Genomic DNA, 18,015 nt, shown 5'->3' with positions numbered 1-18,015 from the left:
ATGAAAAAATACATATTTATATTATTCACGCTTATCGCTTTTTCTTCCTGTAAAAAGTTTTTGGATATCCAGCCGGAATCCGAAGTTTCTAAAGAAGAGCTGTTTACTACCGAAGAAGGCTTTAAGGAGGCTTTAAACGGTGCCTATGTAGGCTTTGCCAGCACTAATTTGTACGGCGGAAATTTAACCTTTAGCAATCTGGATATTATGGCGCAGAACTATCAGTTTAGCGATGGCAACTACCAAAGGATTGCGGCCTTCGATTACACCCTTCCAAGTTTTGTTGATAAGATAAACACCATATGGACAAGCTCCTACAAATCTATTGGCAATGTAAACCAGATTTTGGAAGTGATAGATGAACGCAAAGGTTTGTTTAGGGACCATAACTATGAGATTATTAAAGGGGAAGCGCTGGCATTGCGTGCCTATATGCATTTCGATTTATTGAGGATGTTTGGTACCTCTTTTAAAAACAACCCCTCTTTTAAGGCCATGCCCTATGTAACTACGGTTAGTACCAAAACCACACCTTACTCTACCGTATCTGAAATTATGGACAAGGTGATTGCAGACTTGCAACAGGCGAAGACCTTGCTAAAAACGATTGATCCCATAATTCCAGGAACTTATGTTGTGGGTTATCCAAAAGGAGAGAAGACCACAGAGCTGAAAAATGGATCTCTATTTCTGCAAAACAGGAGACATCGCATGAATTATTATGCGGTTGTAGGCGAATTGGCTCGGGTTTATCTGTATAAATCGGATAATGCAAATGCTTTAAGCAGTGCAAAAGAAGTAATAGAATCTTTAAAATTTCCGTGGACAATTAAGGAAGATTTCTTTAATGCAGATGTTGCAAAACGAGACCGGATATTTTATAACGAGATTTTATTTGGCTGGTTTATTCCAAAGTCTCAGGATCAGTTAATTGGGCTTTTTTCTAGAGATAACCCAGATTACTCCGCAACAGCCGATCAAATTAACGCGATATATAATTTGGGCACAGTGGGCGCTGATGACTGGCGGTACAAACAATGGTTTAGAATTGTAAAAAGTGCGGGCAATACAGATCGATTTTACCTGCAGAAATATCTTGTAAATTCTAGTCCGATTGAGAATCTGCATCCACTTGTAGCACCTGCCTTGCGCTTAAGCGAAATGTACATGATTGCGGCCGAGGCAAGCTTTGATACCAATCCGGGCGTTGCTGTAGATTATTTCAATACACTCCGCACACATCGAGGCATAGGCGCAAGCTTAAGTGCCGGTATTTCGAAATTAGATTTTATTAACGAGCTGGAAGGAGAGTACCGCAAGGAATTTTACGGTGAGAGCCAAAATTTCTTTATGCACAAGCGTCTTAATTTAAATATCATTACCACTACTGGATTAATCTACCAGCCATCGGATAAGCTTTTTGTTTTTCCACTTCCGGTAGATGAGCAGGCTTATAGAAATTAACCTAAACAGACAATAAAGATGAAAAAGAATATCATTTATATTTTGCTTTTGAGCATGATATTATTTGCCTGCAAAAAAAACGAGATGATGCCTTATCAATCAAAGGATAATGTTTATCTCCGCTATCTGGATAAAGATGGGAATCAGGACACCACAACGCTAAGTTATTCGTTTGCATACAATCCAAGTTTGGCGCAGGATACAATATGGGTTCCAATTGTAGTTACTGGTCCACGGGTTTCGCATGCTAGACAATTTGTGCTAAATATTGTAGATTCTTCAACAACAGCCGTAAAAGGAATCCATTACGAGGCTTTAAAAGCTTCGTATACTTTGCCTGCTGATTCTGGGAAAACAAAAATTCCATTAATCATCAAAAACACGGATGATGCTTTGTCGAATAAATCTGTAACCATTGGATTTAGAACGGTTTCGGGCGGAGATTTTTCTGCTGATTTACCGGTTGCACTTAGAAGCAAGAAGATTATTTTCTCCAATCGATTGGAGAAACCAGCTTGGTGGATGTATTGGGAATCTTCACTTGGGGAGTATGGCAGAATAAAACATCAGCTCTTTTTGATCTCTTCAGGTACAGTTGATTTGGTAGACATGTCTAAACCCAATGCCTTTTTAGAGATTCCGAGAACCCTGTATTATATCGAAAACTTTAGGGTTTTTCTTAAAGATCCGGCAACCTGGATTGCAAGAAATCCGACTAAGGGGTATGTGCTAACCAAGAAAACTGATGGCACAAACGATTACGATTTCTACAGCGAAGCCACACCTGCCAAGCGCTATACCTTAAAATACTTTGCAGCTGTAAACGGCTATTTCTTTATTGATGAGAGCGGAAAACAAATTATTATTTAACATTTCATTAAAACAAAGTAAGATGAAATTAAAACTGATTTTAATACTGGCCATTGTGGCCAGTTTATATACGGCCTGTAAAAAGGATTTGGGCAATTACGATTATCATCCACCGTCAGAACCAACCTTAAGTGCTTTCAAGGATTCTACCTTTGCAGCACTTCTTGGTGATTCGCTGGTGTTAAAACCCAAGGTTGCTTTAGAGGGCGCAAACCCGCTCACCGATTTATCTTATGAGTGGAGAATTACCGTACAGGAAGAACTTCGCGAAGCCGTTTATACAGGATATCCATTAAGAATTGTTTACAATCTGGGTCCTGGTTTACGTACAGCAAAGCTGATTATTACCGATAAACGTAATGGACTTAAATATGTATTGCCTTTTAAAGTAAATGGAAGTACCCAGTTTACCTCAGGTAAATTGGTGCTGACTGTGGATAATGGGGTAACCAAGTTATCATTTATAAAACCCGATAATAAAACGGTAATCGCAGATATTTACAATGCATTTCATGGAGAGGTTTTACCCAATAATCCGGTACAGCTCTACTTTTCTGATCCGCTTCCATACCAGCCCATTACCAAACAGGAGTTTTGGATATTGTGCAACGATCAAACTAAAAAAAGCCCTGTTTTAGATGCCAGTACCCTGTTGAGGAAAAGTTACTTTAACGACCAGTTCTTTACCCAGCCTGGCACCATAGTTCCCGGTTATCTGGAGGCTTATATGGGTACGGTGCCAACTGGTGTTGTAAATGGCAAACTCTATGTGGGCGTTCTTTCTACCGCTCCATTTGCGCCAGATTACGGCAAGTTTGCAAACGAGCAGGCTGGCGATTATTCGTTATCAAAATATTTTACGCATGCGGGATCTTTCTACTTTGCTTTTGATACAAAATCTAAGGGCTTTGTAACCTTTGCAGGCGATGGAAGCTATCTCGGTAAAGATTATATTGTGGATCAAACAGGAACAGGTTTCGATCCAATGAATATTGGGATGGATAATTTGCTTTTTATGCAAACTGGTCAATCTGGCACATACTATGCATTTTTCAAAGCCGCTGATGGAAGTATTTATGAACTGGCATTCACCTATCAATTTGATTCGGTAAACAAGAAAATCAAAGCTGAGTACAAGCGCATTTTTAAAGGTGCATCCTTGGTTAATGCCGACACCAAATGGCAAAGAAACAGTTTAAATGTATTCTATTTCACCTCTAACGATAAAATTTACAGATATAATCCGCTTAATGAAGATTTGAGAGTTCTGGATGCAGACTTTGGTGGCAAAAAGGTATCTATGCTTAAGATTAGTACAGACGACAACACACTTACGGTTGGTGCAACCGGCGCCGTTTATACGGTTGATGTAAGCGTTGGCAAAAACGGAGTAATTACACAAACCATTAATGGTATACCGGGAGCTCCTGTAGATATCGTAATCCGAAAATAACAATTGGCCCACAAGCCACATTCAAACCTTTAACATAAACACGAAAATGAAAATATCAAAATTAGTATTAAGCGTTCTTTTGTTGCCAGCAATGGCCTGGGCGCAGACTCCGAATTTTAGCTTAACGGGAAAAATCGGGAATTTAGGAAAACCTGCCATGGCATATATCGATTACATGGATAATGGTGTAGGACATGAAGATTCTGTTGCTTTAGTTAACGGCAGTTTTAAATTTACCGGCTATGTTTCTGGCAATTCATATGCACGGATGGCGCTCGATCATTCAGGAGGAGGAAAAGGAAAAGCGGTTTACACTGGCGACGTGATCTATTTCTATTTTGGAAAAGAACAGGTAACGATTACTTCAAAGGATTCTTTAGAAAACGCGGTATTTTCCGGTTCTAAGGTATATCAGGAATATGATGCTTACAATAAAGCAATCGGTGGTACCATCATGGCACTTACCAAAGCTGTGAATGCCGATTTTAACAGCGGTACTCCAGAACAGCAGAAAGACAGTACCTTTAAAAGTCATGTTGATCTGCGTTTTAGAAAAAACATCCAAAATCGTACAGATAAGCAGTTCGTTTTCGCGAAAGAACACCCCGAATCTTATTTTGCGCTTGTCGCACTTTCTGAAGCTGCGGGTAGTAAGGTGGATGTAGCAAAGGTGCAACCCTTGTTTAATGCACTGAAAAAAGAATATCAAACCACGGATATGGGCAAAGAACTTGCACAGCGGATTTCAGCAAATGAAATTACAGCTGTTGGAAAGCCAGCGCCCTTATTTACCCAGAACGATGTAGTCGGTAAACCGATTTCTTTAGCTAGTTTAAAAGGAAAAGTTGTATTGGTAGAGTTTTGGGCAAGCTGGTGCGGACCATGCAGAGCGGAAAACCCAAACCTGGTAAAACAATATAAAACATATAAAGATAAAGGTTTCGAAATTATCTCTGTTTCGTTAGATAACGTTAAGGAGCGCTGGTTGGAAGCCATTGAAAAAGATCAACTGGACTGGTTGCATGTTTCCGATTTGAAAGGCTGGAATAACGAGGTTGGTCGTTTGTACGGCGTTCGTGCGGTACCTGCAAGTTTCTTGGTAGATGCTCAAGGCAAAATTATTGGAAATGGTTTAAGAGGGGAACCCTTAAATAAAAAACTTGCAGAACTATTTAATTAAGCAAATTTATAGGAAGCTAAAAAAAATTAATTACTCATTTACCTATGCGATCGGTATGGTCTATAAAATGGCCATACCTTTTTTATTGCCGATCTTGATTAAATATAAAATTTAACAATGAAAATAAAACCAAGTCTTTTCACTCTAATTTTATTGTTGTGCTTTAACCACTATGTTGATGCGCAGACTAAGCAAATTGATAAATTTCAAACTAAAATTAACACAGCAGTTAAAAAAGCGTATGGCGCAAGTGTTCGGATGTGGGGGTTTGACGTACAGCAAAACCAGCGCACAAGTGCTCAGTTTAGTGGAGTTGTAGTATCTGCTGATGGATATATCCTTACCGCTGCGCATACCATTATCCCTGGAAACAATTATAAGGTCTTTTTTCCAGATGGAAAAGAATGTATCGCAATGGCTTTGGGGAGAATAGACAATAAGGAAACACCAGGTATACCCGATGTGGGCATGATGAAAATTGTGGATAAAGGGATTTGGCCCTTTGCAGAAATGGGTTTTTCTTCCAGTTTAGTTAAAAATGAGCCCTGCATCAGTATATCTTATCCGGAGAGTTTGAACCAAAACTTGCCAACCCTGCGCTTAGGAAGAATTGAAGAAGTGAGAAATACCTATGGCTTTATACGCTCGAGCTGTAAAATGGAACCGGGCGATTCTGGTGGGCCATTGTTTGATTATATGGGTAGGGTTATTGGGCTGCATAGTGCAATCGATGTATCTGAAGATCAAAATTTCGAAATTCCGATTGATCTTTATCGAAAATATTGGACAGCTCTAAACTTAGGGTATAATTATAATCGTTTTCCAGAAAATAAAGACAGCGTTGCGGTTGATCCAATGCAAAAGATTATCCAGCAGGAGAATGAATCAATGCTTCTAAAACCAGATTTTAGCCGGATTAAGCCCGCTTCTAATGTTAGTTTCGTTATAGAGAGCAATCTCAAAGGTTCGTTGGCAAATATCGGGGCAACGCTTATTAATTTTCAAAGTTTAAATGGAGAAAAAAAGCAGGTGTTTTTTAGCAAAAACACCATGGTGGGCTCTAATCCGGTGGTGGTTATGGGTGGTGTAAAAATGCCCCTAAAGATAATTGCAAAAGACCAAGATGATGATTTGATACTTCTGCAGACCGATAAAAATATAGACGGTGGAATCCATTTGAGTTCGGCTGGCAATGAACAAAAAATTGAAATGGGAAAGTTTTTATATACCGTTATGCCAGATGGTGGTTTAACTCATTGCATTTTAAGTAGTTCTGTCTTTAGTTTGCCAAAGGTAAATAGTCAGGCTTATTTGGGTGCGATGGTGGTTTACAATTCTAGTCCGATTCAATTTTCATTAATTAAACCAGATGGCCCAGCAGGTAGAGCAGGTTTAAAAGTAGGAGATGAGCTTGTTTCCATTAATGGTAAAAGCCTAACCAAAGCCAGTGAGTTTGCACCGGCAATTCTTAATTTTTGGGCAGATGATGAAGTGACTTTTGAATGGATTAGTGATGGCATAAAAAAAACCAAGATTATTCCTCTAGAGCAAAAAGCACAGGCTGTTTTTAATCATCCTGCAGAGCAATTTGAAGGTGGAAAATCCGTGAGGAGAGATGGTTTCGAGCAGGTTTTTGCGCAGGATGGCGCCATTAAACCCACAGCATGTGGAACGCCCATATTTGATTTAAATGGAAATTTCTATGGAATAAACATCGCCAGGTTCAGCAGAACCGCAACCATCTGCGTGCCGACCAAAGTTTTGCTAAGCTTTATGGGCAAAGCTTTGATGAGATAAAATTCAAATAAATTTTTCGCGCTCCATTTTAAGGTGTTCAAAAGAATTATTTCAATTTGAGCACCTTAATTTTATTTTATTTCAGGCTTGTTTGCCATTTAAAAAGCATCAAACCTGATTCGGGATTTGTTTTATCATTAACGATTAGGAGCTTAATTTCAGATTTGCATTGTTTTTTTCTGCAGCCTCAATAGGTGTGTAATCAGATAAAATAAGTGCTTCACCTTTCTTAATGCACACATCATGTTCAAAGTGTACCGAAGGTTTTCCGTCTTTCGTTCTCACTGTCCACCCATCTTTTTCGATAAATACTTCCTTTTTACCGAGATTAATCATGGGTTCGATTGCCAATACCAGATTTTCCTTTAGCAATAAACCACTGCCTCTTTTACCATAGTTGGGTACCTGCGGATCTTCGTGCATGCTTTTTCCAAGTCCGTGACCAACAAAATCTCTTACAACACCATATCCCTTCTTTTCATTATGATTTTGAATCGCAAAACCGATATCACCTAACCTTTTACCCACAACGGCTTCTTTTATACCTACAAAAAGTGATTCCTTTGTTGTTCTTACCAGATCTAAAACTTCTTCACTTGCATCGCCAATTACGAAGGTATAGGCATGGTCTCCGTGATATTCGTTCTTGATTACTCCAACATCAACCGTAATAATATCACCATCTTTTAAGGTTTCCTTACCTGGAAAACCGTGTACCACAACATCATTTACCGAGGTTATAATGTGGTGAGGGAAGCCGTGGTAATTGTAAAATGATGGTACAGCGCCATTATCCAAAATAAATTCATTCGCCAGTTTATCAATTTCAATAGTCTGTAAGCCTGGACGTAAGATCTTCGCGATTTCGGATAGGGTTTCGCTTACTAAAAGTGCACTGATTCGCATCAGTTCTACTTGTTCTTCGGTTTTGTAAAAAATCATGGGCGCAAAATTACTAATAAGTTTTCAAAAGCTTTTTGTAATTCAGATTAGTAATCGGCTTTGGGTAAAATAAGTAACCATTATGGTTCGGAATTACAATAGAATAACCAGACTTCCACCAACAATCATTAATCCGCCAATTAACGTTTTAGTATCAATTGGTTCTTTGAGAATTAAAAATGCAAGTCCCATTGCAATTGCAACACTCAATTTATCAATTGGCGCAACTTTTGAAACATTTCCAGTTTCTAAAGCCTTAAAATAAAAGATCCAGGAGAGGCCTGTTGCTACACCTGAAAGTGCAAGAAAGATGAGGTTGTTTTTGCTAAGTGTTTTCAGTTCGGAAATTTCTCCGCTGGCCAGCACAATTCCCCAAGCAATAAAAAGGATTACAACTGTTCTAATGGCTGTAGCAAGGTTTCCGTTTACACCTTTTATCCCGATTTTGGCCAATATTGCTGTTGCTGCCGCAAAGAATGCCGATAAGATTGCATAATATTTCCACATATTTCAAAATTAAAGTTCAAATTCCAATATACCTTTCAATTCTGTAGTAAAGTTGAATCTCGATCCAAAATCAAATTGTTGCTACAGATTTACTCCAGAATTCACCTTTATTATTGCACCAGATTAAATTAATCTGAATGAACAAAACAGTTGAGCCGCTATTAAACAGAGTAGAAAATTTCGTTAGGGAACAGCTGAGAAATAGGCTTTCAGAGAAAATGTATTTCCATAACTTAGAACATACATTACTTGTTGTAGAGGGCGTTCAAATTATAGGGAATGCCATTGGACTTTTAGAAGAGGAGAAATTGGTGGTTATCCTTGCAGCGTTTTTGCATGATGTAGGGTACACCGAAAAATATGCAGGTCATGAGGAAGCGAGCGCAAATATAGCCACTGCATTTTTAATGCAAAACGGTTTTGATGCGAAAAGAACAGAAATGGTTAGGAACTGTATTTTGGCAACAAAGTTCCCTCAAAACCCTAAAAATGAGCTTGAAGCTGTAATCTGCGATGCCGATTTCTTTCATTTTTCACTTAAAAACTATCAGGATTATGCCAGTAGGTTAAAAGCAGAGTGGAAAGAAAATCTCGATTTGGAATATTCCCAGCTTGCATGGGATAAACTTAATCTGCATATGCTTCAGCAGCACGAATACTTTACCATATTTGGAAAAACAGTTTTACAGGAAAAGAAAGCAGATAACATATCCCTGTTACTTAAAAGAATTACTTAATCTCCGATTTTAAATGTCGCCACAGCGGGTTCTAGTGTTAGAAAGGCTTTATAATTTCGGCTTAATTTGATAATTTACACCATGAAAATTTTGGTTATAGAAGATGAACCTGCACTTTACGAAAGTATCCTCGATTACTTTACAGGCGAGGGAAACATTTGTGAGCATGCCGTAAATTTTGCTTCGGCATCAGAAAAAATATCGCTGTATAACTACGATTGTATTTTATTGGATCTCGGTCTTCCTGATGGAGAAGGACTTGAACTTTTAACCAATCTTAAAAATTCTAAAAAGAAAGATGGTGTTTTAATTATATCTGCCAGGCATTCTCTTGATGATCGATTGGCTGGGCTTGATCTTGGAGCAGATGATTATTTGGTTAAGCCCTTTCACCTTTCGGAGCTTAAGGCAAGGGTAAGTGCCATAGTACGGCGGAAAAATTTTGACGGAAACAACATTATTACCTTTAATGACATTAATGTAGATGTTGTGGCCATGAAAACAACTGTTGGTAAAACCGAAGTGGGTTTAACAAAAAAGGAGTTTGATCTGCTGGTTTATTTTCTATCTAACAGGAACAAAGTGGTTACCAAGAATGCCATGGCAGAACATCTCTGGGGCGATGAAATGGATTTATCGGATGATTTCGATTTCATTTATACCCACGTTAAAAATCTAAAGAAAAAACTTAGTGAGGGTGGTGCAAAAGACTATTTGCGTTCGGTTTATGGAATAGGCTATAAATTTAGCGACCAATGAAACTATCTACCCGTTACAACAGAGTCAATATTTTAACTTCAATTGTGGTTCTCATTATTACTGGGATAATTTACTATTTATTTATCCACTTGATATTGACCAATAAACTTGATAAGGATTTGGCCGTTGAGGAGAACGAGATCAGGCAGTACACCCGTACGTACAAAAAATTACCCTTGCCAGCAACCTACCTAGATCAGCAGGTTTCTTATCGTAGGCCTAAAAGTAATACTGATGACATTCGGGAGTTTAGTTACACCACTTACTTAAACCCAAAAGAAAATGAACAGGAACCTGGCAGACGCTTGGTAACAACTGTTAATCTTAATGACAAAACCATCATCGTAACCATTACCAAATCGCGTGTCGAATCAGAAGATTTGGTTCGGATTATTCTGCTTATTACCCTAGCGGTGATGATTTTTTTACTGATAACACTTTTATTGATCAATCGTTTTGTTTTAAATAGGCTTTGGAAACCTTTTTATGCCATTCTCCATCATATGAAAGCTTTTGAGGTAACCAAAATGGAACACATCATAGAAGAACCAACACGAATTGATGAATTTAACGAGCTAAATAAATCGGTAAATGCAATGGCCGAAAAAGTTAGGCAAGATTATAAAGAGCTTAAGAGCTTTACCGATAATGCATCGCATGAAATGATGACACCTTTGGCCGTAATCAATTCAAAGCTTGATTCTTTACTCCAGACAGAATCTTTTACCGAGCAACAGGGCGCTCTGTTGGAAGACATCTACCAAGCAACGGGTAGACTTTCCAGACTTCATCAATCCTTATTGTTACTGGCTAAGATTGAGAACAACTTAATTTCAGATACGCAGGAAATTGATTTTAAGGACATGATCGAACTTAAAACCCGCCAGTTTCAAGAACTTTTTGAGCGAGACAAACTTAATGTATCGCTCCATTTATCCTCACGAAAGGTAAATATGAGCCGTTACCTGGCCGATATTTTATTAAACAATCTTTTTAGCAATGCGGTTAGGCATAATATAGCCGGCGGAAAAATCACGGTAAGCCTTTCGGCAGATCGGCTTACGGTTTCCAATACGGGTAAAACCTCCCATCTTCAAAATAGGATGTTTGATCGTTTTTCAAAATCAACAGAATCGGAAGGTATGGGGCTTGGACTTGCCATCAGCAAACAGATCTGTAATCTTTACGGATTCGATATTGAATATAGCAATTCAGATGGCATGCATTTTTTTGAAATTATTCTGAATTAAGTGCCTTAACTAAAGTGAGTTATGGGTCTATTCAATTTTGTTAATTGAAAAAAAGCCATTTGTAGCGATTTAAAACATTTTTGTTGTCTTGGCCAGACGGGCTTTTTACTTTTTGACAACAAAAAGTAACAAAAATTGTCGGTTGAAAATTATTCTTTTAAAGTTAGTGCAAGGGCTTTATCCGTGCTTCCCGAAAAATTTGTTAGGCCGATTATAGGTAGAACGGGGATTTTCTGCTTTGGCTTAGCTAAATGTGAATGCATAATTCAAAAAAATAAGACCCATAACTCACATTAACTACAGGATTACTACAAAATTGGCTTATAGTTTTGATTAAAAAATTAGAACTATGAAAAAGCTATTCGGAATTTTGTTATTGATGGGTGGGATGGTGATCTCCTCTCAGGCTCAGAAAATCAGCGCAGCCAAAATACCAGTTGCAGTTAAATCAGCATTCCAAAAGGCACACGCATCTACAAGTGTAAAATGGGAAATGGAGAAATCCAATTACGAGGCAGGTTTCGTACTAAACGGTAAAGAAACTTCAGAGGTTTATTCGCCTGTTGGAGCGTTATTGGAAACCGAAATTTCAATCGCTGCCCACGAACTTCCGGCTCCGGTTCTTGCCAAATTAAAAGGTAAAAAAATTGCAGAAGCTGCGAAAATTACAAAGGCAGATGGAAGCGTATGCTATGAGGCCGAAGTGAAAGGAAAGGATTTTTTATTTGATGCAAAAGGAAACTTGGTAAAATCTTAATCCATGCGCAGATTCTTTTTTTTCTTATTACTGTCCATTGGTTTTTTTTCCATTTGTTCCGCACAGGTAATAGATTCTACTTCTATTGCTCCTGTAGATTCAACGGCCAAGTGGTACGCAGGGAACCCGATGCCAAAAAGCAAATTTAAACCGGTTGCTTTTATTGCTCCAGCTGTTTTAATGGGTTATGGTTTTGCTGCGGTATACGATCATGGTGCGCTTATGCAGTTGGATGTGAGTACAAAGGCAGAGCTTCAGGAAGATCACCCACTTTTTGCTGCCCATGTAGATGATTACCTTCAATTTGCACCAGCCGCCGCAGTATATGCTTTAAATCTTTCTGGCGTAAAGGGAAAACACAATTTGTTTGATGCATCAATGCTTTACGTTACCTCGGCAACCATTATGTGTGTATCTACCCATTTTGTTAAACAAGGTGTTGGAAGAGAACGCCCCAATAATAATGGCAATAACTCATTTCCTTCGGGGCATACCGCATCCGCATTTATGGCTGCTGAATTTTTGCATCAGGAATATAAGGATGTGAGCCCTTGGATTGGTTATGCCGGATATTTTGTTGCGACAGCTACAGGAACACTAAGGATGTACAATAACAAGCACTGGTTTAGTGATGTTGTTGCCGGAGCTGGCTTTGGTATTGCATCAACAAAAATAGCTTATTTGGTTTATCCTTATATGAAAAGCCTTTTCACAACAAAAAAAGCAGGGAATTTTACCTTGATGCCTTTCCACCAACCCGGAACCAACGGACTCATGTTATCGGGACGGTTTTAGGGTGAACCTAAACCCATTAAATACGGACGATTAAATCTTCAGAATTTCTCCATAATTGAATCTTAGTTTAGCTAACAGATTGGAAAAATTATGAAGGATAAATTAAATAAAACCTAAATGCGAACCATCTGTAAAACACTTGCTATTATTTTTCTTGTGATGTTGGCTAAGGTTGCTATGGCTCAGGAACCGATAAAAAATCTGGATTATTATCTTGGGCAAGCCCGGATTTCTAGCCCTGTGTTAAAAGATTTCGAAAACCAACGCAGATCAGCCGGCATAGATAGCCTTATTGTTAAAGCTACGGCAAAGCCACAAGTAACTGGTACAGGTGCCGGTACGTATGCGCCCATTATCCGGGGTTATGGTTATGATGAGGTGATTACCAATGGGCAGGCTTTGGAAGCCATGCTTAATGTAAATTACGATTTGCTAAATAAAAAACGGATCAACAACCAACTTCAGGGAATTAAGATTCAAAGTGATTCTATTCGATATGCCACACAGCTATCGATATACGATCTCAATAAAGCCATTGCCGATCAGTACATTACTGCCTTTGCAAGTCAGGAGCAGGTAGATTTTAATAGAGAGGTTGTTGTCCTTTTAGATAAGGAAGAAAAATTGCTGAAAACCCTTACCCGAAGCAATATTTACAAACAATCAGAATATTTAACTTTTTTGGTTACGTTGCAACAACAACAGCTGAGTTTGAAACAGGCAGAACTTCAATTTAAAAATGATTATGCCATGCTCAACTATCTTGCAGGCATAACTGATACCGTTCAGGCCAGACTTGCCCAGCCGAAGTTACCGAGCGAACCACAAGCGTTAACCAATAACTTTTTTGTAAAACGTTTTGAATTAGACAGTTTAAAAAACTCGAATTTAAAGGCAGGGATTAATCTTAATTATAAGCCAAAGCTTGGTGTTTATGCCAATGGTGGATACAGTTCATCGCTGGTTTTTCAACCCTATAAAAATTTCGGTGCAAGCGTGGGCTTTACTTTTTCTGTTCCCATTTATGATGGCAACCAGAAAAAAATGCAATACGATAAGCTGGCAATTTCATCAAATACGGTTTCTTATTATCGAGATTTTTTCCTTCGTCAGCAAACCCAACAACTTAGCCTTATTCGTCAGCAGATTACCGATACCGATGCGCTTTTCGAAAAAATTAACGAGCAGATTCGCTTTAGCAAAGGATTGATAGATGTAGATGACAAATTGCTCCATACCGGAGATCTGAAGGTCTCCGATTTTATCAACGCAATCAACAACTATCTGTCTGCACAAAACCTTTTAAGGCAGACAAATATAAACCGACTGAAACTGATTAATCAACTTAACTACTGGAACAGATAAAATGATGCAAAAATATTTAAGATTTATGTATGGTGCAGTTCTGCTTATATTTTCTTTATCAGCATGCCACAGTGCAGATCCTATAGATGAAACAGAAGCGCCATCGCCTGTTATTCCAGTAAAAGTAACAAGCCCAAGAGACAGCTCGCTTTCAGAATATGTAGAACTTTCAGCCGTTTCGGCTTATCTGGAAAAGAGTTTCGTTAAGGCAAATATTAATGGATATGTTAAGCAGACCAATGCAAAGACCGGACAACAGGTTGGGAGCGGGCAATTATTGTTCTCGCTGATTACAAAGGAAGCACGTTCTATCGGAAATACGGTCAACAAACTCGATCCTGACTTTAAATTTTCTGGGGTTTCCAACATCAGATCGGGACAGGCCGGAACCATTGTTCAGGTTAACCATCAAAACGGAGATTATGTACAGGATGGAGAAGCGCTGGCAACCATTAGCAATCGCAATAGCCTGGTTTTTCTGCTCGATCTTCCTTACGAACTGAATCAGATTATCCATCAGAATAAAACTTTGGAGATTTTATTGCCTGATGGAACTAAGCTTGCTGGAACTGTATCGGGTACCATGCCATCTGTTGATTCGTTGGCGCAGACTCAACGTTATATTATTAAAGTTTCAGCTGGAAAAGAGATTCCTGAAGGATTGGTGGCTAAAGTTAGGTTAACCAAACTGAATCATGTGCAAGCGCAGGTTCTTCCAAAATCGGCCGTACTTTCTAACGAAACTGAGGATGAATTCTGGGTAATGAAAATGATCAACGATTCCACGGCAGTTAAAATCAATGTTAAAAAAGGTATAGAAAGCACTTCGTTTACGGAAATATTAGAGCCAAAATTCTCAAAAAAGGATCGAATCATCAGCACAGGGAATTATGGAATAGCCGATACAGCCAAGGTTAAAATACAACGTTAGCTATGAAAAATTTCTTCATATCCCATAAAAACCCAATTTTGGCGGTTTTGGTTATTATCCTTGTTGGTGGTGTTTATTCTTTTGAGCAGTTAAAAACTGGATTATTCCCAGAGATAACTTTTCCCAAAATCAAAATTATTGCTGAGGCCGAGCTTCAGCCTGTAGATAAGATGGTGGTTACGGTTACCCGCCCCTTAGAAAACGCCGTAAAACAGGTTCCAGATTTACAGTTGGTTAGGAGCACTACAAGTAGAGGCAGTTGTGAACTTTCTGCTTATATGAACTCTGGTGCAGACATTGATTTAAGCCAACAACGGATAGAATCGCAGATTGCCAAAATTTCGGCCAGTCTTCCAGCTGGGGTAAACATTTCGGTAGAAAAAATGAATCCATCTATACTTCCAGTTAGTGGATACAGTTTGGAGAGTCATAATTTTTCGCCAGCAGAACTTAAAAAAATAGCAACCTATACGGTCAAACCCTTTTTATCTCAGGTAGATGGCGTGTCAGAAATTCGGGTTATTGGTGGCAAAACCAAAGAATACTGGCTGGAGCTTGATGTGCAGAAAATGCAGTCGCTTGGTATTTCTCCCGATCAAATTTCTAACGCACTTGCTCAAACCAATTTTATCAAATCAAATGGTTACCTATCCGATAACAACTTTCTCTACTTATCGGTTACAGATGCCACGGTAAAAACTAAAAGCGATTTAGAGCAACTAGTTTTAACCAGAAAGGGAAACCGTATCCTTAAAATCGGTGACTTAGCCAAGGTGAATATTCAACAAAGCGTAGAATATACCCGAATTAATGCCAACGGAAAGGATGGGATACTCATTGCAGTAATTAAGCAACCAAATGCAAATCTGGTCGATCTTTCTGCAGAGATGACGGCGAAGGTTTCGCAACTTAAAAGTTTGCTTCCTGCTGGCGTAAGCATTAAGCCCTATTATGTACAGGCCGATTTTGTTAACGAATCGGTTAAAAGCGTTCGAGATAGTTTATGGATTGGATTGGCACTAGCCATTATTGTAGCCATTATTTTTCTTAGATCTGTAAAGGCCAGCGCAACCATATTAATTACCATTCCCATTACACTTTGCCTTACGGTTATCGTACTTTATTTTATTGGTTATTCGCTCAATATCATGACTCTTGGTGCTATCGCGGCCGCCATCGGATTGATCATTGATGATGCTATTGTGGTGGTGGAACAAATCCATCGAACGCATGAAGAACACCCCGATGAACCGACAGTCATTTTACTCTACAGAGCCGTTAACTACCTTTTTCCGGCAATGTTGGGCTCTTCCATCAGTACAATTGTAATTTTTATTCCCTTTATATTGATGACGGGCGTAGCGGGTTCCTATTTTCAGGTGATGACAAATACCATGATTATTACGCTGGTTTGTTCTTTCTTTGTTACCTGGATTGGGCTTCCTGTAATTTATCTCTTGCTCACCAAAAACTCACATGATAACGCTTCGGGAATTGACGCTGCCGTACATGAGGTAAAAGCACAAAACTGGGTTCGTTATTTTATCAAACGCCCATACATTTCCTACATTTTTATTTTAGTCTTGGTTGCATCAATTGTTTTGGTTTTTCCAAGGTTACAGACGGGATTTTTGCCCGAAATGGATGAAGGCAGTATTGTACTGGATTATGCCTCTCCTCCGGGCACATCACTTGAGGAAACAGATAGAATGCTCAAGGAGGTGGAAAAAGAGATTGTTAAAATTCCTGACGTGCAGGCTTATTCTAGAAGAACGGGTACGCAAATGGGATTTTTTATTACCGAGCCAAATACCGGAGATTACTTAATTCAGTTAAAACCGAACCATAAAAAAAGTACGGATGAAGTAATTTCTGAAATTAGAACACATATAGAAAGCACTCAACCTGCATTGGTTGTAGATTTTGGTCAGGTTATTGGCGATATGTTAGGCGATTTAATGAGTTCTACTCAGCCTATTGAAGTCAAAATTTTTGGGAACGACCAGCAAAAACTTCAGGTACTTTCCAAACAGGTTTCCGAATTGATTTCTAAAGTTAGCGGAACAGCTGATGTTTTTGATGGAATTATACTTTCAGGGCCAACAGTTAATATTCAGCCTAATTTTGCCATGCTTGCCCAATACGGCATTACCCCAGTTTCCTTTCAGGCGCAACTGCAAACTGCCATGCAGGGCAATGTAATTGGCGATCTTTATGATAAACAACAGCTTTCTCCCATTAGAATGGTTTATCCAGGAAGCCGAAACTTTGGTGTATCCGATATCTCGGCACTCAAAATTTTCTTGCCGAATGGAACGGCCGTCCCGATTCAGAATCTAGCAAAGGTTGATCTGCAGATCGGCAATGCCGAGGTAGAACGGGAAAACCTGCAAACCATTGGTGCCATTACAGCCAGGCTTGACAATCGAGATTTGGGAAGTGTAATGAAAGATATTCAAACTGTTGTGCGTGCGAAGGTTAATCTTCCATCAGGCTACCACATCGAATACGGAGGGGCATATAAAGAGCAACAACAATCGTTTTCCGAACTTCTTACCATATTAATTGCTTCGAGTTTATTGGTTTTTAGTGTAATCCTTTTTCTTTTTCGAGATTTTAAAATAGCCTTTTTAATTCTATTAATCGCAGTATTGGGCATTTCGGGAAGCTATTTGGCATTGATGATTACCAATACACCTTTAAATGTAGGGAGCTATACGGGCCTGATTATGATTGTTGGGATTATTGGCGAAAATGCAATTTTTACTTTTCTGCAGTTTAAGGAATCTCTTCACCATAAAGCTGTAGACGAGGCCATTACGTTCGCCATTTCAACACGATTAAGGCCGAAATTGATGACTGCACTGGGCGCAATTATTGCGCTTTTGCCACTGGCTTTGGGTATAGGCGCCGGCGCACAACTGCATCAACCATTGGCCATTGCTGTTATTGGTGGGTTTATAGTTGCACTTCCGTTACTGCTTATTGTACTGCCAAGTTTGATCCGGAAATTTTATGGCAATATCGGAGGTTATGAACGACAGACAAATCTTCTTAAGTCATGAGCATTAAGATCTCCATAAACACCTTTTCGATATTTAAAAAACTCCACTTAAATTTCTAATAACGGATATCTATAAGATCAAAAAACAATTTCATCTATTCCCTGTTTGTTTATAAATGTCTGGCTCAATTAAAAGATATTTTA

At 38.8% G+C, this 18,015-nt stretch carries 15 protein-coding genes; 13 read left to right on the top strand and 2 right to left on the bottom strand.

Going from position 1 to position 18,015, the window contains the following annotated elements; genetic code table 11:
* From DF947_RS18420 to DF947_RS18400, 5 genes are all read left to right on the top strand, one after another.
* On the top strand, positions 1-1,464 hold the full coding sequence (locus DF947_RS18420; protein WP_109931661.1) for a RagB/SusD family nutrient uptake outer membrane protein: 1,464 nt from the start codon (positions 1-3) through the stop codon (positions 1,462-1,464).
* A gap of 18 nt (positions 1,465-1,482) precedes the next feature.
* Complete coding sequence (locus DF947_RS18415) at positions 1,483-2,334, top strand: DUF4843 domain-containing protein (protein WP_109931659.1); 852 nt, start codon at positions 1,483-1,485, stop codon at positions 2,332-2,334.
* Positions 2,335-2,356: 22 nt separating this feature from the next.
* On the top strand, positions 2,357-3,787 hold the full coding sequence (locus DF947_RS18410) for a PKD-like family lipoprotein (protein WP_158526294.1): 1,431 nt from the start codon (positions 2,357-2,359) through the stop codon (positions 3,785-3,787).
* Positions 3,788-3,833: 46 nt separating this feature from the next.
* Complete coding sequence (locus DF947_RS18405) at positions 3,834-4,967, top strand: TlpA disulfide reductase family protein (RefSeq protein WP_109931655.1); 1,134 nt, start codon at positions 3,834-3,836, stop codon at positions 4,965-4,967.
* A gap of 117 nt (positions 4,968-5,084) precedes the next feature.
* Complete coding sequence (locus DF947_RS18400; protein ID WP_109931653.1) at positions 5,085-6,764, top strand: S1C family serine protease; 1,680 nt, start codon at positions 5,085-5,087, stop codon at positions 6,762-6,764.
* A 144-nt stretch (positions 6,765-6,908) separates the two neighbouring features.
* On the opposite strand, the gene map is transcribed toward DF947_RS18400, so the two are convergent.
* Positions 6,909-7,706: a type I methionyl aminopeptidase gene (map, locus tag DF947_RS18395; protein ID WP_109931651.1), complete on the bottom strand. Its 798-nt coding sequence runs from the start codon at positions 7,704-7,706 to the stop codon at positions 6,909-6,911.
* A 93-nt stretch (positions 7,707-7,799) separates the two neighbouring features.
* Positions 7,800-8,213: an EamA family transporter gene (locus DF947_RS18390; RefSeq protein WP_109931649.1), complete on the bottom strand. Its 414-nt coding sequence runs from the start codon at positions 8,211-8,213 to the stop codon at positions 7,800-7,802.
* A gap of 137 nt (positions 8,214-8,350) precedes the next feature.
* Between DF947_RS18390 and DF947_RS18385 the strand changes: the two genes are divergently transcribed.
* The 8 genes from DF947_RS18385 to DF947_RS18350 all read left to right on the top strand — a co-directional run bounded on the left by DF947_RS18385 (position 8,351) and on the right by DF947_RS18350 (position 17,872).
* Positions 8,351-8,950 carry an HD domain-containing protein gene (locus DF947_RS18385; RefSeq protein ID WP_109931647.1) on the top strand — a complete coding sequence of 200 codons (600 nt, stop codon included), beginning with the start codon at positions 8,351-8,353 and terminating at the stop codon, positions 8,948-8,950.
* Between the two features lie 81 nt (positions 8,951-9,031).
* Entirely contained in the window at positions 9,032-9,709 is a 678-nt protein-coding gene (locus DF947_RS18380) for a response regulator transcription factor (protein WP_109931645.1), read from the top strand.
* Complete coding sequence (locus DF947_RS18375; RefSeq protein WP_109931643.1) at positions 9,706-10,959, top strand: sensor histidine kinase; 1,254 nt, start codon at positions 9,706-9,708, stop codon at positions 10,957-10,959. The genes DF947_RS18380 and DF947_RS18375 overlap by 4 nt, the downstream gene beginning before the upstream one ends.
* Before the next feature lie 349 nt (positions 10,960-11,308).
* The gene (locus DF947_RS18370) at positions 11,309-11,716 is read left to right on the top strand and encodes a hypothetical protein (RefSeq protein ID WP_109931641.1); all 408 of its coding nucleotides are present in this window, start codon (positions 11,309-11,311) and stop codon (positions 11,714-11,716) included.
* Between the two features lie 3 nt (positions 11,717-11,719).
* Positions 11,720-12,511 (top strand): phosphatase PAP2 family protein, encoded by a 792-nt coding sequence (locus DF947_RS18365; protein WP_109931639.1) that lies wholly within the window; start codon positions 11,720-11,722, stop codon positions 12,509-12,511.
* 117 nt (positions 12,512-12,628) lie between these two features.
* Positions 12,629-13,876 (top strand): TolC family protein, encoded by a 1,248-nt coding sequence (locus DF947_RS18360; protein WP_109931637.1) that lies wholly within the window; start codon positions 12,629-12,631, stop codon positions 13,874-13,876.
* 1 nt (position 13,877) lies between these two features.
* Positions 13,878-14,807 (top strand): efflux RND transporter periplasmic adaptor subunit, encoded by a 930-nt coding sequence (locus DF947_RS18355; RefSeq protein ID WP_109931635.1) that lies wholly within the window; start codon positions 13,878-13,880, stop codon positions 14,805-14,807.
* A gap of 2 nt (positions 14,808-14,809) precedes the next feature.
* Positions 14,810-17,872 carry an efflux RND transporter permease subunit gene (locus tag DF947_RS18350; RefSeq protein ID WP_109931633.1) on the top strand — a complete coding sequence of 1,021 codons (3,063 nt, stop codon included), beginning with the start codon at positions 14,810-14,812 and terminating at the stop codon, positions 17,870-17,872.
* Positions 17,873-18,015 lie beyond the last annotated feature (143 nt).

Source organism: Pedobacter paludis (assembly GCF_003173575.1).
Lineage (GTDB): Bacteria > Bacteroidota > Bacteroidia > Sphingobacteriales > Sphingobacteriaceae > Pedobacter > Pedobacter paludis.
The sequence above is the reverse complement of the archived record's forward strand: the minus strand, read 5'-3'. Positions and strand labels throughout refer to the sequence as shown.

Excerpts from the sequence above, each read along its gene's own strand:
- DF947_RS18410 (WP_158526294.1), top strand. The coding sequence starts at position 2,357 with ATGAAATTAAAACTGATTTTAATACTGGCCATTGTGGCCAGTTTATAT.
- DF947_RS18390 (WP_109931649.1), bottom strand. The coding sequence starts at position 8,213 with ATGTGGAAATATTATGCAATCTTATCGGCATTCTTTGCGGCAGCAACA.
- DF947_RS18370 (WP_109931641.1), top strand. The coding sequence starts at position 11,309 with ATGAAAAAGCTATTCGGAATTTTGTTATTGATGGGTGGGATGGTGATC.
- DF947_RS18385 (WP_109931647.1), top strand. The coding sequence starts at position 8,351 with ATGAACAAAACAGTTGAGCCGCTATTAAACAGAGTAGAAAATTTCGTT.
- DF947_RS18380 (WP_109931645.1), top strand. The coding sequence starts at position 9,032 with ATGAAAATTTTGGTTATAGAAGATGAACCTGCACTTTACGAAAGTATC.
- DF947_RS18420 (WP_109931661.1), top strand. The coding sequence starts at position 1 with ATGAAAAAATACATATTTATATTATTCACGCTTATCGCTTTTTCTTCC.
- DF947_RS18415 (WP_109931659.1), top strand. The coding sequence starts at position 1,483 with ATGAAAAAGAATATCATTTATATTTTGCTTTTGAGCATGATATTATTT.
- map (WP_109931651.1), bottom strand. The coding sequence starts at position 7,706 with ATGATTTTTTACAAAACCGAAGAACAAGTAGAACTGATGCGAATCAGT.
- DF947_RS18350 (WP_109931633.1), top strand. The coding sequence starts at position 14,810 with ATGAAAAATTTCTTCATATCCCATAAAAACCCAATTTTGGCGGTTTTG.
- DF947_RS18360 (WP_109931637.1), top strand. The coding sequence starts at position 12,629 with ATGCGAACCATCTGTAAAACACTTGCTATTATTTTTCTTGTGATGTTG.
- DF947_RS18365 (WP_109931639.1), top strand. The coding sequence starts at position 11,720 with ATGCGCAGATTCTTTTTTTTCTTATTACTGTCCATTGGTTTTTTTTCC.
- DF947_RS18375 (WP_109931643.1), top strand. The coding sequence starts at position 9,706 with ATGAAACTATCTACCCGTTACAACAGAGTCAATATTTTAACTTCAATT.
- DF947_RS18405 (WP_109931655.1), top strand. The coding sequence starts at position 3,834 with ATGAAAATATCAAAATTAGTATTAAGCGTTCTTTTGTTGCCAGCAATG.
- DF947_RS18355 (WP_109931635.1), top strand. The coding sequence starts at position 13,878 with ATGATGCAAAAATATTTAAGATTTATGTATGGTGCAGTTCTGCTTATA.
- DF947_RS18400 (WP_109931653.1), top strand. The coding sequence starts at position 5,085 with ATGAAAATAAAACCAAGTCTTTTCACTCTAATTTTATTGTTGTGCTTT.